The sequence below is a fragment of the Lapidilactobacillus dextrinicus DSM 20335 genome (assembly GCF_001436095.1).
Lineage (GTDB): Bacteria > Bacillota > Bacilli > Lactobacillales > Lactobacillaceae > Lapidilactobacillus > Lapidilactobacillus dextrinicus.
Genome location: NZ_AYYK01000004.1, coordinates 1 through 15890 on the forward strand (window position 1 = coordinate 1; position 15890 = coordinate 15890).

The window sequence follows — 15890 nt, forward strand, 5'->3', positions numbered from 1 at the left end:
TACTTTTTTCGAAAGTGCTTTTATATATCTGTATCAAATTATAACTTCAGTTCCTAAGTTCGTTGATTTGAGACTCGCTTTTACTTTTTTGGAATATTGGCATTTGTTAACTTTTAAATAGATTGTTACTCGTATTGATTTAATTAACACAATATTGAATCTGTATTACTTTAGATATTTTTAATCACAATTTATCAAGTAAAACAGTATAATGGTATAGTGTTAATTTATCTACCAGGGGGGTCATTGTTAAAATGATTAAAAGAAATAAAAATACATTGGTTAGGGTAAACTGTGTTATTTATTAGTCAATCATTAATTAGACTTTATAAACAGTTTTGTCAGGTTATCGAAACAATGAAAAAGAAATACAATGTATTGCTGTTAGGATTCAGCGGTTTGGTTATGGGTATTATTTACCTGTTTATTTTGAATTTAAATCAATTTACAGGTTATACAGGTGATGACTTTCTGTATCATTTTGTCTATACTGGGGCTTGGCCAAGTCGTTATTTGAATGAGTATCATAATCTATGGGACTTTGTTTCAGCGGTTTACACGCATATGTCGATTTGGAATGCGCGGATGACTTCAATCATTTTTGAAATTTTGGCTATGCAAATACCCAAGACACTGTTTAATATTCTTAATTCACTTATTTTTGTATTAGTGGGGTTATTGTTAAACATTTTGGTTAGTGGGCGAAAAGCATTTCTCAAACCAATTCATTTACTGCTAACATTTTTGTTAATGTGGTTTTTTCTGCCGGGAATTGGAACGACAGTGCTTTGGGTAAGTGGTGCTGCGAACTATCTTTGGCCAACGGTAGTAATTATTTGTTTTTTCTTGCCGTTCAGATTTGATATGGGAAGTAAAAACGATTGGATTGGTTTTGGTTTATTTGTACTAGGACTTTTTGCAGGACTAACCAATGAAGTTGGTGGTGCAACGGCTGTTTTAGTTGCTTTGCTATTCACGGTTTATAATTACAGAAAGTCACATGGTGCAGGTGTATTAACCCAAGCAGCTGGTGTGCTTGGGGCACTGGTTGGTTTTATTACCCAATTATCACTTTCATCAGGATCTGCTGAAACACAGAATTATGGGCAAGCTACTGGATTTATTCAGCATTTGAGCGCTGTTGTTTTTGGAACGATTCATTATTCAGGCTTTTTACTGTTAGCTATTTTTGTGCTAATCTTGCTTCTTTTTTTACGCCGACAGCAAATGGATAACACAGTCGAGTCTTTAAGTGTGATGGGTTTATTTTTCTCTGGTGCTGGATTATTAGGTTGTGGTGCCATTATGGCTTCACCAATAACTCCTGCAAGGCTTTGGTTCGCCAGTAATATTTTATTTATAATAGCTCTGTTAATGTTGATTGAAGCATGGCAAGAGCTGCGCTTACAAAGCTTCAAGACAATGTTTCCTTTAATTATTGCAGTGTTAGGAGTTGGATTTGTTGTCATTCCTAGTTATACCTATAATTTAAAGGATATTCAAAATTCCTATCAATACTTTTACAGCGCGCAGGCTATTGCTCGCGATGCAAAAAACAAGGAGCAAACAACAGCCCGAGTACCTGGCATGCCGATTACCACCAATCCTTATAATGCTTATGATGGTACTCCTTATCTAGTGGCAAGTGATCATCCCCAAAAAGAATGGGCTAATACGTGGTTTGCAAAATATTACGGTTTAACGCGTGTTTATTTAGACAATTCAGCATCTTTGCATAAAGTCCCTGAAAAGAATTTTGCTTTGGTAAATTGGGTCATCAATACTTATGATAAATATTTAGGCAAATTCCAACGAAAATTTATTCCTATTGCGCCAAAAGTAGTGTTAAAGACAGAAAATTTTGTTGATCTAACGGCAAAAAATAAACTTTACGGTCAAGATTTCAAACCTAATAATGATAATCTACCAGCAAATAAGCCGTGGCTCCGTAATGCGTTAATTCGCTATGTTAATGTCAAGACAAACCAAGTTGTCGCAACAGAGCAGATTACCTCACCATATAATGATTCATATGATATTTCGCATGCCTCAACAGAAGGTTATCGAACACTGGCTAATAACCCTCGAACCTATATCTTTGATCGATCATTTGCACAAACAATTAATATTAAGGTGACTCCAGAGCAGCATCAAATGACATTATTTTTCAATAATGAAAATGGAGAAAGTGTGACAACTGCAAATATTGCGGGGTTAACAGGGGAAGTTCTTACAATTCAGTTACCTCCGGGTTATCAGCACAATCATTCAAAAACAATGATTCTACCTATTCGTGCAAACAGCTCATGGGATAAAACAATTACAATGACTAAGATACCGTTCTGGCATGATCGGGGTAGATTCCTAACACTTTATATTATTTTACTAGGATTACTACTCTTTGTAGTTTATGATGTGTGGCTTGATCGAGAGGATAAGAATCAAAAACTTTAAAGACAGTGGTTATGATCACAAAATCATTCATAATAAAAAGTCGTTAACATTTCTTACTTTTTGGCAATTTGACTGGCTGCCAGCGTTATTAATTACGGGGTTAACCGTTATTGGCTGGACCTTAGGCTTACAACTGGCAAAACTTAAAGTTAAATATGCTGATATGATTAAACGCGAGAATTAATTGAGGGCAAAATTAGAAAATAATGCACTAAATAGACAAGCTTTTCAGCCCACTTTTTTAAATAATCATTTTGGGTAAAGCGTAACTACTATCATAATTAAAAGACAAATCTCAAAATTTATGGGATTTGTCTTTTTCCAACTTAAAAAGATTCAATTTTCAATCAAAAGGATTTAAAGCGGTTTAGGCTAATTAGTCATAGCAACTTTAATAGGGCTGCGGTAAAATAATTCAATAGACTAAGTGGTTAATGACCGTTAAATAGTGACGCAATCTGATGAGATAATCTGGGAGTAAACAAATGGCACATCAATATTTTGAAGATAATGAAGCACTTGAACATGAATTACAGGACGTACAATTAAATTTAGCAACGGCGAATTTAACCTTAACAACAGATAGTGGTGTTTTTTCACGGCAACGCGTTGATTATGGCACTTTGGTTTTGTTGAAGGCAGTTTTACCAATTATTAAAGCACATGCGAGTCAAGCAATCTCGATTCTAGATGTGGGTTGTGGTTATGGGCCGATTGGCTTATCATTAGCAAAATTATTTCCTGATGCAACAGTGACCATGGTTGATGTTAATGAGCGAGCTTTAGACTTAGCTCGGGACAATGCGGTTAAGAATCAAGTCGCTGATCAAGTCACAATTCTTAAAAGTGATGCTTATTCAGCTTTAGCCGAGACGCAAAAATTCGATTTTATTATCACGAACCCACCAATTCGCGCCGGGAAAAAAGTGGTCGACGATATTTTATTAACGAGTCAAAAGTTCTTAACAGAAGAAGGTAGTTTCTTCGCCGTTTTACAAAAAAAGCAGGGCGCACCTTCGGCTAAAAAGAATTTAGCAACGGTGTACCCTAATGTTGAAGTAATTAAACGCGATAAAGGTTACTATATTTTACAAGCAAAATCCGTTTTTTAATCGTTAAATGATGTAATTAGCAGGTAACACAAGACTAGATCATCCATGTTTTTCAAATTAAAACTGGTTAAATCACGAAACCGTTCCAAACGATACTGTAAAGTATTTCGATGAATAAATAATTGTTTGGCTGCAGAGCTGAGATTACCAGCATTATGATATAAGGCAATAATGACATCTTGAATATCGGCCTCTTGGCGAATGATAGTTGTTAGCTGCTGGGCTAGTGATGAACGTCGTAATTGGGGCCGGGCATAATAATCCAAGGCTAGTGAAGAAAGGGTACTAACTGGCACAGTTGATTTAGCAAAAACAGCCTGTTCCTCATTAAAAATTAAAGGCAACTGTTGATCAATTGGCCAAAAATTACCTAAAAACAGTTGAACTTTAACAAAAAAGTCGCTTTCAACAGTTTGGAGAATACTTTCTAATTCGTCATTAGAGAGCACTTGCTGGTCTTTGGTTTGTACAATGATTAAAGTCCTTGAATTTAAATAAAAACTGGCGATGATACAATTAAAGAGGCTTTTCAGCGCTGTTGTTAGTTCAGTCGTGTTGGTTGTATCGTGGAAAGTTAAATGAATTTGAATCAATCGCACTTGTTTAATTTGTTCAGCACTGTTGGGAACATCATTAGTCTGATGAGTCAAAAAACGATACCACGGATTAGTTGAACGTTGATCGTCAAAGTTTTGATCACTTAATGTTTGCAAAATTGTGAGTTGTTCAGCTGTTAAATCATTTTTTCTAAAAGCTAACCAAGCACCAGCAAAAGAGAGAACTTTTTCTTCAGCTGTGTCTGTACTAGGACCATTTAACGATTTGGCATTCGGAAATGCATTGCGAATGCGTGTTAGTAATTCATTGTTTTTCATAGTTTCACCATCTTTAAATCAAGTTTAACATTTTTAAGAAGAAAGGTCAGTCAAAATTTGGAAGCACTTGCACCCTTAACATCAGCGCAAAAAAAAGAATACATGCAACAAGCCTTGCAACAAGCTCAACTGGCCGAGAACATTGGTGAAGTTCCCATCGGCGCTGTAATTGAACTAGATGGGCGAATTATTGCGACAGCTCATAACTTACGAGAAACGAGTCAAGACGCAACTGATCATGCTGAGTTAATGGCGATTAAAAAAGCTTGTCAAGTAGTAGGTAGTTGGCGTTTAGAACGTGCACGTTTATTTGTGACGTTGGAACCGTGTCCAATGTGTGCTGGGGCAATTATTAATAGCCGTATGGCCGAAGTTTATTATGGCGCTATGGATCCTAAAGCAGGTGCAGCAGGGAGTTTAGTTAATCTTTTAGCGGATACTCGTTTTAATCACCAACCGCGGGTTTACGCTCATCTCAATGAAGGTGAATCCAAACAAATGCTGCGCGACTTCTTTAGAAAAATTCGGGCGCAACAAAAGGCCCGGAAAAAAGCACAGAAATAGCTGGCTTTTTTTTAAAAAGTTTTGTACAATAATAGATGCCGAAAGGCTAGGGCAATGATCCGCTCTCGAATTGTGTCAGATCCGGAAGGAAGCAGCACTAAGGTTGTTGGATCATGTGCCTTATTTTTTTTGCTCAAATTTGGCAATTAAGACTGCTATTTGGTTGTTCTTCGCGCTTCTGAAAAGTCGCTCATGGAACGTGGTGGACGCTACTTGAAGCCAATCAGAGATTGTCTTCAAGAAAGGTCTTACTGTAAGCAATAAATTGCTAACAGTAATTTCACCACTGATGGCAATTTTACTCCAGCGCTAAATTGACGAGTGGTTGGATGACTTTCAATTTTAGAAGTGTAAAACTGCAGCTAAATCAGACCACAACTCTTTTGTCAGTGCCGGAGGAAAATCGCGGTCAGCCGCGGAATTGTTGTTAGTGACTTGTCACTTACAATAAAGCTTGTGTTTGAGACGATTTGATTTTTAATCGGCTCAAACCAACGCTCGCAGCGTTCCACTAGCGCATTTCCCGGAGGCACGAAGAGGCACAAGCTCATATTCTGGGTGAACTGATACTTATACTAATCATCTAAGCAAAATTTACATTTACCCTTGACATGATAACAGGATTCATCTAGACTTAATGACAAGTTAAGAGATACCTTTAACTTAGTCCCGTGAGGCTAATAAGGATGGATGAAGATTTTTAGGCCGTTCTGTAGCTTTTCATAGGAAAAGACAGAGCTTTTTTTATGCCTTAAATTAATTAGAAAGTGAGTGGGAAGATGGCACGCGAAATTATTGATGCAATGACAATGCGCCGAGTATTAACTAGAATTACGTATGAAATTATCGAAAAGAATAAAGGTGTCGATAATCTTGTTTTTGTAGGGATTAAAACTCGTGGCATTTATATTGCCCAACGTTTAGCTACTCGTCTGGCTCAACTTGAAAATATTGAAGTACCAGTTGGTAGTTTAGATATTACTTTATATCGCGACGACTATCATGCTGCGAGCGTCACTGCTGATCCTGATGTTAAAGCTGCTGATATTCCGGTAGATATTACTGGCAAACATATTATCTTAATTGATGATGTATTATTTACCGGCCGGACAGTTCGTGCTGCCTTAGATGAACTGATGGATTTAGGTCGACCAGCTAAGATCTCATTAGCCGTTTTAGTGGATCGGGGTCACCGCGAATTACCAATTCGTCCTGATTTTATCGGTAAGAATATTCCCACTTCTTTAGATGAACAAGTTCATGTTGAAGTTAGTGAAGTCGACGGCCACGACAGTGTCACCATTGAAAAATTAACCAAATAAAATAATTTAATTGAGAGAACTAATTAATTGTTTCCAGAGAGGAACAGATTAGGTCGTTGTTCGTGTATGCCTACGCCTAGCCTCTTTGGATGCAAATTAATTGCAAACAAAGTGGTTAGGCGTTTTTTACGTCTAGGAGGGATTGAACAAATGCTTAAAAATAATCGTCATGATTTAGTCAGTGCCCAACAATTAGACACAGAGGCTGTGTTACATCAGATTAAGTTGGCCACGGCTTTTCAAAATGGTCTGCAAATTAAGTTACGTCGACCTGTTTATGCCATGAATTTATTTTTTGAGAATAGTACCCGAACGCATACGAGTTTTGAAATGGCTGAACAACGTTTAGGAATTGGCGTGATTGGGTTTCAAGCTAGCGACAGTTCCATGACTAAAGGAGAGAGCTTACTTGATACCCTTAAAACGATTCAAGCAATTGGCGTTGATTTGGCCGTCATCCGTCACTCGAAAAATGCTTATTACGAACCAATTTTGGCCGAGCAGCTGACCTTGAGTTTAATTAACGCAGGGGATGGTTCCGGCGAACATCCATCGCAATCTTTATTAGATATGATGACTATCAATCAAGCATTTGGCCATTTTTCCGGCTTAAAAGTTGGCATTATTGGTGATATTGCACATTCTCGGGTGGCACGCTCTAATGCCGAATTGTTAACGAAGTTAGGTGCACGAGTTGCTTTTGCCGGTCCTGATTCTTGGTTCCCAGTTGAATTCAGTCAATTTGGACCTCATGTAACTGTTGATGAAATTGTTGATCAAGCAGATGTCGTGATGTTGTTACGGGTTCAACACGAACGGTTAAGTACTGAAATGGAAGAAGGTTTTAATGCCAGTGAATATCATGAGCGCTTCGGATTGACGGCAGAACGGGTTGAGCGACTGCAACCACAGACGATTATTATGCATCCAGGTCCAGTTAATCGCGGTGTTGAAATTGACAGCGACTTAGTGGAAAGTCCTCACTCTAGAATTTTCCAACAAATGAGTAATGGTATGTATATGCGTATGGCAATTATTGCTGATATCTTGAGTGCTAAAAATCTAATTGAACCGATTGAGTTAGGAGTGTAACTGATGAAAACTTTATTAATTAATGGCAGGGTCATTTTGCCAACAGGTCAAGAGGCCACTGATATTTTAATCGAAGATGGTCGAATTAAAGCAATCGGATCAGAGCTTGATCAAGAACTGGCAACGACCGATCAAATTATCGACGTTGCCGGTAATATTGTTGCTCCGGGTTTAATTGATGTTCATGTTCATTTTCGCCAACCAGGATTTACTGCTAAAGAAACGATTAAAACCGGTAGCTTAGCCGCAGCCCATGGCGGTTTTACAACAGTGGCGGCGATGCCTAACTTAATCCCGGTTCCTGATAATGCTAACCAATTTCAAAAAATGTTGACCTTGAATCGTGAGGATGGCGTCGTCCATATTAAACAATATGCCACGATTACGGTGAACCGTGAAGATGGCCCTCTGGTTGATTTTCAAGCGCTTAAAGAAGTAGGGGCTTTTGGTTTTAGTAATGACGGTTCAGGTATTCAAACGGCAACGGAAATGGTCGCAGCCATGCAGGCAGCACACGAAGTTGATTTGCCGATTTGCGCACATGTTGAAGATGCCGGTCTTAAAGGTGACGGGGTCATGAATGCTGGAGCAACTGCAGATAAATTAGGGTTGCCAGGTATCCCAGAAATTAGTGAAACGGCGCAGTTGGCACGTGACTTGGTTTTGGCAGGGGCGACGGGTGTTCATTATCATGTCTGCCATGTTTCCACAGCAACAAGTGTCGATCTAATTCGACAGGCCAAAGCTGCCGGTGTTCATGTGACGGCAGAAGCAAGTCCGCATCATCTGTTCTTAGATGAAACCATGATTACCACCGATAATCCCATGTTAAAAATGAATCCACCTTTACGCCGACCAGAAGATCGCCAAGCATTGTTAGCAGGGTTATTGGATGGCACGATTGACATGATTGCCACTGATCATGCGCCCCACACAATTGCAGAAAAAACTGGCTCAATGTTAACAGCTGCCTTTGGAATCACAGGCTTAGAAACGGCCTTTGCTGAATGTTATACCCACTTAGTAAAGTCGGGAATTTGTACGTTAAACCAACTCATTAACTGGCTTAGTGTGAAACCAGCACAAGTTTTTAACCTGCAGAATGCCGGTCGCATTGCCGTAGGATTGCCAGCTGATTTAGTTGTCTTAAACGTTACACAACCATATGAAATTAAAGCTGCAGAAATGCAATCTAAAGGACAGAATTCCCCATTTATTGGCGATCAAGTATTGGGAAGAACGATCAAGACATTCGTTGATGGCAAAATTGTTTATGAACAGGAGCAGAGAGCATGAAACGATATTTAGTGTTAGAAGATGGTCAACAATATGTAGGCGAGGCTTTTGGTGCTGATGTTGTGGCGACTGGTGAGTTGGTTTTTAGTACGGGAATGTCAGGTTATCAAGAATCGATTACTGATCAATCTTATAACGGCGAGATTTTAATGTTCACGTACCCATTGATTGGTAATTATGGCATGAATCGTGATGACAGCGAATCAATTACGCCCACTTGTCGGGGGATCGTGGTTCATGAATTAGCGCGTCGGTCCAGTAATTGGCGCGCCGATTTATCGCTGGATGATTACTTAAAGCAACATCAAATTCCTGGGATTAGTGGTATTGATACACGAGCAGTTACGCGTCACATTCGTGAAAAAGGGGCATTGAAAGCCACATTAGTCAATGAAGTAACTGAAGAAACAGTTGCCCAACTACAAGCCACGATTTTGCCAACAAATCAGGTAGCAACGAGTACCACGCAAACGCCATATCCAAGCCCAGCAATGGGACGTAAGATTGTGGTGGTTGATTTTGGCCTGAAGCATTCTATTTTACGCGAACTAAATCAACGGCAATGTAATGTGACGGTTTTGCCGGCAACAGCAACAGCGGCGGACGTGCTCGCACTTTATCCTGATGGCGTTTTACTCTCTAATGGACCTGGTGATCCTAAAGCTGTTCCCAGCGCTTTAGCCATGATTCGTGAGGTAGAGCGAAGTGTGCCTGTTTTTGGTATTTGTTTAGGGCATCAGTTATTTGCTTTAGCTAATGGTGCCGATACTTTCAAAATGAAGTTTGGTCATCGCGGGTTTAATCATCCTGTTCGTGAAATTGCTACTGGTCGGATTGATTTTACTTCACAAAATCACGGCTACGCAGTTGAACGTCAATCTTTAGCGGCAACTGAATTAATGGTGACCCATGAAGAAATTAATGATCAAACAGTTGAAGGGTTACGACATCGCCAGTATCCGGCTTTCTCAGTCCAATATCATCCAGATGCTGCACCTGGTCCACATGATGCTGCACATTTATTCGATGAATTCATGGATTTAATTGATACCCATAAACTAACGGCTCAAGAAAGGAATCGTCATCATGCCTAAACGAACAGATATTAAAAAAATTATGGTGATTGGCTCGGGGCCAATTATTATTGGTCAGGCCGCTGAGTTTGATTACTCTGGTACTCAAGCTTGCTTGGCCTTAAAAGAATTAGGTTATCAAGTTGTCTTGGTTAACTCAAATCCGGCCACAATTATGACGGATCAAGAAATTGCCGATAAAGTTTATATTGAACCGATTACGTTACAATTTGTTACGCAGATTTTACGTAAAGAATTACCTGATGCGATTTTACCGACATTAGGTGGTCAACAAGGTCTTAATATGGCAATGGAATTAAATGAATCAGGAATTCTTGAAGAGTTACAAATTGAGTTACTAGGAACTAAGTTAACGGCCATTGATCAAGCAGAAGATCGAGAGCAGTTTAGAGCCTTGATGAATGAACTAGGGGAACCAGTTCCCGAATCCGCGATTGCACGAACAGTTGAAGAAGCTTTAGCATTTGCTAAACAAACCGGTTATCCAGTGATTGTCCGGCCGGCTTTTACAATGGGTGGCACTGGCGGTGGCATTGCCAATAACGAAGCAGAATTAATGGCGATCGCTGAGAATGGCTTGAGTTTATCACCGGTCACACAAGTCTTAATTGAGCAAAGCATTGCCGGTTATAAAGAAATCGAGTTCGAAGTTATGCGTGATGCTGCTGATAATGCGATGGTGGTTTGTAACATGGAAAACTTCGATCCAGTGGGAATTCATACTGGTGATTCGATTGTTTATGCGCCGGTGCAAACTTTAACTGACCGAGAAGTGCAAATGTTGCGCGATACTTCGTTAAAAATTATTCGAGCGTTGAAAATCGAAGGTGGTTGCAACGTTCAACTAGCACTAGATCCACATAGCTATCAATACTATATTATTGAAGTGAATCCTCGTGTTAGTCGTTCAAGTGCGCTAGCTTCTAAAGCAACCGGTTATCCAATTGCCAAAATGGCGGCTAAAATTGCAGTAGGCTTAACTTTAGATGAAATTAAAAATCCAGTTACAGAAACAACTTATGCCGAATTTGAACCAGCCTTGGATTATGTGGTTTGCAAAATTCCACGGTGGCCATTCGATAAGTTCAGTCACGCTGATCGCAAGCTAGGCACACAGATGAAGGCAACTGGTGAAGTAATGGCCATTGGTCGTAATATCGAAGAAGCCACCTTAAAAGCCGTTCGTTCACTAGAGATTGGACTAATTGGCTTAGATAAACCTGACTTACACGATTTAACTGAAGAACAATTAAGTAATGGTTTAATCCAAGCACAAGATGATCGTTTGTTTTATATTGCGGAAGCAATTCGCCGAGGTTATAGCATTGAAGGACTAAGTGAGTTAACCAAAATTGATCTCTTCTTCCTCGACAAATTGTTACACCTAATTGAACTAGAACAATCTTTAAAGAATAATCCTCAAAATTTAGCAACATTATTAGCAGCCAAGCAAAATGGTTTTGCTGATGCAACAATTGCTGAACTTTGGCATATGTCGGCCGATCAAGTGCGCCAATTACGGCAAGAGCAGCAAATTTTGCCAGTTTATAAAATGGTTGATACTTGTGCTGCAGAGTTTGCTTCTACAACACCGTATTTTTATGGCACTTATGAACAAGAAAACGAAAGTCGGGTTTCAACTAAACCATCAATCCTAGTAATTGGTTCTGGTCCGATTCGAATTGGGCAAGGGGTTGAGTTTGATTACGCAACGGTTCATTCAGTTAAGGCCATTCAAAAGGCCGGTTATGAAGCGATTATTATGAATAGTAATCCTGAAACAGTTTCAACTGACTTTTCTATTTCGGACAAATTATATTTTGAGCCTTTGACTTTAGAAGATGTCTTAAATGTCATTGACCTTGAAAAGCCTGAAGGTGTGATTGTTCAATTTGGGGGACAAACAGCTATTAATTTAGCGGAACCGTTAGCAGCCCGAGGCATTAAAATCTTAGGCACAAGCGTTAATGATATTAATCGTGCGGAAGATCGTGATGAATTCGATCAGGTTATTAAAAAGGCACAAATTCCGCAACCAGATGGCGGAACTGCGACTGACGCTGCTGGAGCTTTAGCTATTGCCGAAAAAATTGGTTATCCAGTTTTAGTGCGACCAAGTTATGTTTTAGGTGGTCGGGCAATGGAGATTGTTAAACAAGCCAAAGACTTAGATTATTACATGCATAATGCAGTGCAAGTGTCACATGATCATCCAGTCTTAGTTGATCAATATTTAGTTGGTAAAGAATGTGAAGTTGATGCAATTTGTGATGGTCAAAATGTCTTAATTCCTGGCATTATGGAACATATTGAACGTGCCGGTGTTCATTCTGGCGATTCGATGGCGGTTTATCCACCCCGGTCTTTATCAGCTGCTATTCAGGAACAGATTGTGACCTACACTGAGCAATTAGCGAAAGATTTGAATTGTGTGGGGATGATGAATATTCAGTTTGTCATTCATGATGACCAAGTTTATGTGATTGAAGTCAATCCGCGAGCCAGCCGCACAGTGCCATTTTTAAGTAAAGTTACAGATATTCCGATGGCGCAAGTGGCAACTCGGGCCATTCTCGGGATTTCTTTGGCCGATCAGGGTTACCAAAACGGACTTGTCCAACCGGGTGAGTTGGTTCATGTTAAGGCACCAGTTTTCTCCTTCTCTAAATTGGCTGATGTTGATAGTCTATTAGGACCAGAAATGAAATCAACTGGTGAAGTAATGGGTAGCGATCGACAAATGGCCAAAGCACTGTATAAAGCCTTTGAAGCTGCTAAGATGCATGTACCAGAACATGGCACGGTTTTAATGACCGTTAAAGATGGTGATAAGGCCGAAGCGTTAGACTTAGGTCGCCGTTTTCGTGAATTGGGCTACCGAATTTTAGCAACGAGTGGCACCGCCCAATATTTTGCTAGTCATGATTTAGCTGTCAGTGAAGTTGGACGGATTGAACAAGCAGATGGTATTTTAGAGCAAATTGCCAATAATCAAATTCAATTAGTGGTGAACACAATCTCTGATGAGCATCAAAGCCTGGCAGACGGTACAGTTATTCGTAATGCTGCCATTATGCACGGGTTGCCACTACTGACAGCTTTAGATACGGTGGCTGCAATTTTACAGGTTCTTGAAGCACAATCTTTTGTCACACAAAATTTAACTTAAAAGAGGTAAAGGTAATGACAGACCTATCAGTGAAATTACCTGGCATCACATTGAACAATCCAGTGATGCCAGCCAGTGGGACAGCAGCTTATGGGCAAGAGCTGGCTCAACAATTAGATTTAGAGGCACTGGGAGCCTTAGTCATCAAGTCAACAACTGCTGAGACAAAAGTTGGTAATGCTTGGCCAACAACGGCGCATACAACAGGTGGTTGGTTGAACGCAGTTGGTCTCAAGAACCCCGGAATTGAAGTCGTCCTTGAAGAAAAGTTACCTTGGTTGGCTACTCATTATCCTACTTTACCGATTGTTGGCAGTGTTGCTGGTGCAACTGAAGATGAATATGTCACAGTTGCACAAAAAATGGCCAGTGCCGCCAATGTCGCATTATTAGAAATTAATATTTCTTGTCCCAACGTTGCGCATGGTGGGCTAGCTTTTGGGACAGATCCGGTTGTAGTTGAACAGCTAACTCGCCGAATTAAAGCAGCGGTGGATAAACCAATTATGATGAAATTAACACCTAACGTCACCGATATTACGGTCATTGCTGCCGCGGCTGAACGTGGTGGGGCTGATGGCTTCACCATGATCAATACGTTGACGGGATTAAGTTTCGATTTAGCAACCCGGCAACCATTATTGGCTAATGGGACTGGTGGTTTGTCAGGTGCTGCACTTCATCCGATTGCCGTTCGAATGATTCGGCAGGTGCGGCAACAATCGCGCTTACCAATTATTGGTGTTGGTGGCAATTTTAGTGCTGAAGATGTTTTAGAGATGTTGATTGCTGGTGCTAATGCTGTTCAAATTGGTGCAGCAACCTATGGCCAGCCAACGGCTTGTACGGATATTATCGCTGACTTACCAGCGGTCATGGAAAAATATGGCATTGATAGCCTACAAGCATTAATTAATCAAACCTTGGCCGATGTTGCTCCTGCTGAAAAAGCATAATAAAAAAACAACTCAGATTTTATAGAAAATTTGAGTTGTTTTTTTAATGGTATGATTAGTAATTGCTAGCGCATATTTTAAGATGACAGATTCAAAATAATCGTAGTGGATTCTGATTTTTATAGTTTGGTTGATAGCAATTATGGTTCATTTTTGTTAAAGTTAAGTGATACGAATTTTCTTAAATTAAGTTATTTTCTGCGTTGAAAAGAAGGAGTTTTATGGCATATCAAGCATTGTATCGTGTTTGGCGGCCGCAGAATTTCCAACAGGTCGTTGGGCAAAAAATTGTCACTCAAACATTAAAAAATTCGATCACGACTGATCAGATTAGTCATGCCTATTTATTTGCCGGCCCCCGCGGCACAGGTAAAACTTCTTGTGCCAAAATTTTTGCTAAGGCGATTAATTGTTTGGATAGTCAAGACGGTGAACCCTGCAACCATTGTGAAAACTGTGTCGCCATTAACGAGAATCGATTAACAGATATTATTGAGATTGATGCGGCTTCCAATAATGGTGTCGATGAAATTCGCGATATTCGTGATAAAGTGAAATACCCACCAACTCAAGCAAAATATAAAGTTTATATTATTGATGAAGTTCATATGCTGTCAACTGGTGCTTTCAACGCCTTGTTAAAGACTTTGGAGGAACCACCAGCTCATGTGGTCTTCATTTTAGCAACAACAGAAATTCAAAAAGTTCCCGCAACCATTATTTCTCGGACGCAACGGTTTAATTTTAGGCGTATTTCAGCTGATGATATTGCTGAGCAGCTAATTCATATTTTAACTGAAAAGAATATTAGCTACGACGATCAAGCAATTGCGGTTATTAGTCGAGCTGCTGATGGTGGTATGAGGGATGCGTTAAGTATTTTGGATCAAGTGTTATCATTTGGTAATGATCATGTTAGCTTAGAAAATGCACTAGAAGTTACTGGCGATGCTGATGATCAGTCATTAGCTCATTATTTAAGTGCAATCTTTAATCAGAATGTGACCGAAGCCTTGCAGACAATTAACACCTTGTTTGCCGATGGGTGTTCTGCTAATCGCTTGATTGAGGGAATTATTGAATTATTGCGTGACTTATTGTTGCAAAAGAATGATGCCCAATTATTAACGCAAATGTCTTACCGTCAATTAGATGCAGATCTCATTACAGCGGCAGCTCAGATTCAAAGTGCGCAATTATATCAGATGATTGATTTAACTAATGAGATTCAATTGCAACTTAAAAATAGTGCGCATAGTGAACTGTTTTTAGAAGTGATGACGGTTAAATTGGCTAACGTAGCTAAAACCGCTGCTCCGGTTTCAGAAGGGGCGGCAGCTAATCAGGCCGAAGTTGAAAAACTGCAGACTCAAGTTGCGGAATTAAAACAACAATTGAGTAAACTTGAAAATCATGGTGTTGCGGTTTCGCCACGAACAACAATGCCAAAAGCTAGTACGCCAGTTCATAAAACTGATGTGAAAATTAATCGCCAACAAGTTTATCATGTGTTAGAAAATGCAACTAAGGAAAGTTTGACCGCTGTTCGTGATGTTTGGCCAGATTTACTGTCTAAACTAACTCCGGCTAAAAGGGCGATGATGAAAGTTTCGCAACCAGTTGCGGCTAGTGCTGATGCGATTGTCGTGGCTTTTACTTATGAGTTTACGTTAAGAACGGCAACGACGGATCAAGACTTACAAGATGCTTTAAAGCAGGAATTGAACGCCTTAATGCAAAATGAGGCCGATATTATCTTAGTGCAAAAAGATCAATGGCCTAAGATCCGCAAAGAATATATTGCTACTTTACGACAAGGAAAGACCGAAAAGCCGACGACACAGGCAACACCGCCAGCTGAACTAGCGCAACCTACTATTGTTGCTGAGGCAACGAAACTTTTTGGTGATAAAATCGTTAAGGTAGAAGCCAATTAATGTTAATGAAGCTGATTTA

The 15890-nt window shown here is 39.7% G+C and carries 11 protein-coding genes and 1 other RNA gene; 11 read left to right on the plus strand and 1 reads right to left on the minus strand.

Annotated elements, in window-relative coordinates:
- The first annotated feature begins 357 nt into the window (after positions 1 to 357).
- Complete coding sequence (locus tag FC84_RS02200) at positions 358 to 2454, plus strand: DUF3329 domain-containing protein (protein WP_057754720.1); 2097 nt, start codon at positions 358 to 360, stop codon at positions 2452 to 2454.
- 485 nt (positions 2455 to 2939) lie between these two features.
- Entirely contained in the window at positions 2940 to 3566 is a 627-nt protein-coding gene (locus FC84_RS02210; RefSeq protein ID WP_057754727.1) for a class I SAM-dependent methyltransferase, read from the plus strand.
- Here FC84_RS02210 and FC84_RS02215 read toward each other — a convergent pair.
- Positions 3563 to 4441 carry a helix-turn-helix domain-containing protein gene (locus tag FC84_RS02215; RefSeq protein WP_057754730.1) on the minus strand — a complete coding sequence of 293 codons (879 nt, stop codon included), beginning with the start codon at positions 4439 to 4441 and terminating at the stop codon, positions 3563 to 3565. The two genes, FC84_RS02210 and FC84_RS02215, sit on opposite strands and share 4 nt — an antisense overlap.
- 57 nt (positions 4442 to 4498) lie before the next feature.
- Between FC84_RS02215 and tadA the strand changes: the two genes are divergently transcribed.
- From tadA to dnaX, 9 genes are all read left to right on the plus strand, one after another.
- Positions 4499 to 5005, plus strand: a complete 507-nt coding sequence (tadA, locus tag FC84_RS02220) for a tRNA adenosine(34) deaminase TadA (RefSeq protein ID WP_263970758.1) — start codon at positions 4499 to 4501, stop codon at positions 5003 to 5005.
- Positions 5006 to 5043: 38 nt separating this feature from the next.
- An RNA gene (gene ffs / locus FC84_RS08825) (signal recognition particle sRNA small type) lies at positions 5044 to 5142 on the plus strand.
- A gap of 642 nt (positions 5143 to 5784) precedes the next feature.
- A complete protein-coding gene (gene pyrR, locus FC84_RS02225; RefSeq protein WP_057754733.1) occupies positions 5785 to 6327 on the plus strand; it encodes a bifunctional pyr operon transcriptional regulator/uracil phosphoribosyltransferase PyrR in 543 nt (180 codons plus the stop codon).
- 150 nt (positions 6328 to 6477) lie between these two features.
- Positions 6478 to 7419 (plus strand): aspartate carbamoyltransferase catalytic subunit, encoded by a 942-nt coding sequence (locus FC84_RS02230; RefSeq protein WP_057754736.1) that lies wholly within the window; start codon positions 6478 to 6480, stop codon positions 7417 to 7419.
- A gap of 3 nt (positions 7420 to 7422) precedes the next feature.
- Positions 7423 to 8715 carry a dihydroorotase gene (locus FC84_RS02235; protein WP_057754739.1) on the plus strand — a complete coding sequence of 431 codons (1293 nt, stop codon included), beginning with the start codon at positions 7423 to 7425 and terminating at the stop codon, positions 8713 to 8715.
- Positions 8712 to 9809 (plus strand): carbamoyl phosphate synthase small subunit, encoded by a 1098-nt coding sequence (locus FC84_RS02240; protein ID WP_057754743.1) that lies wholly within the window; start codon positions 8712 to 8714, stop codon positions 9807 to 9809. The genes FC84_RS02235 and FC84_RS02240 overlap by 4 nt, the downstream gene beginning before the upstream one ends.
- Positions 9802 to 12978, plus strand: a complete 3177-nt coding sequence (gene carB, locus FC84_RS02245) for a carbamoyl-phosphate synthase large subunit (protein WP_057754745.1) — start codon at positions 9802 to 9804, stop codon at positions 12976 to 12978. The genes FC84_RS02240 and carB overlap by 8 nt, the downstream gene beginning before the upstream one ends.
- A gap of 14 nt (positions 12979 to 12992) precedes the next feature.
- A complete protein-coding gene (locus FC84_RS02250; RefSeq protein ID WP_057754747.1) occupies positions 12993 to 13934 on the plus strand; it encodes a dihydroorotate dehydrogenase in 942 nt (313 codons plus the stop codon).
- A gap of 221 nt (positions 13935 to 14155) precedes the next feature.
- Positions 14156 to 15871 carry a DNA polymerase III subunit gamma/tau gene (gene dnaX, locus FC84_RS02255; RefSeq protein ID WP_057754750.1) on the plus strand — a complete coding sequence of 572 codons (1716 nt, stop codon included), beginning with the start codon at positions 14156 to 14158 and terminating at the stop codon, positions 15869 to 15871.
- Positions 15872 to 15890 lie beyond the last annotated feature (19 nt).

Coding starts and splice junctions, on each gene's coding strand:
- FC84_RS02210 (WP_057754727.1), top strand. CDS start 2,940: ATGGCACATCAATATTTTGAAGATAATGAAGCACTTGAACATGAATTA.
- FC84_RS02215 (WP_057754730.1), bottom strand. CDS start 4,441: ATGAAAAACAATGAATTACTAACACGCATTCGCAATGCATTTCCGAAT.
- dnaX (WP_057754750.1), top strand. CDS start 14,156: ATGGCATATCAAGCATTGTATCGTGTTTGGCGGCCGCAGAATTTCCAA.
- FC84_RS02235 (WP_057754739.1), top strand. CDS start 7,423: ATGAAAACTTTATTAATTAATGGCAGGGTCATTTTGCCAACAGGTCAA.
- FC84_RS02250 (WP_057754747.1), top strand. CDS start 12,993: ATGACAGACCTATCAGTGAAATTACCTGGCATCACATTGAACAATCCA.
- FC84_RS02240 (WP_057754743.1), top strand. CDS start 8,712: ATGAAACGATATTTAGTGTTAGAAGATGGTCAACAATATGTAGGCGAG.
- pyrR (WP_057754733.1), top strand. CDS start 5,785: ATGGCACGCGAAATTATTGATGCAATGACAATGCGCCGAGTATTAACT.
- FC84_RS02200 (WP_057754720.1), top strand. CDS start 358: ATGAAAAAGAAATACAATGTATTGCTGTTAGGATTCAGCGGTTTGGTT.
- FC84_RS02230 (WP_057754736.1), top strand. CDS start 6,478: ATGCTTAAAAATAATCGTCATGATTTAGTCAGTGCCCAACAATTAGAC.
- carB (WP_057754745.1), top strand. CDS start 9,802: ATGCCTAAACGAACAGATATTAAAAAAATTATGGTGATTGGCTCGGGG.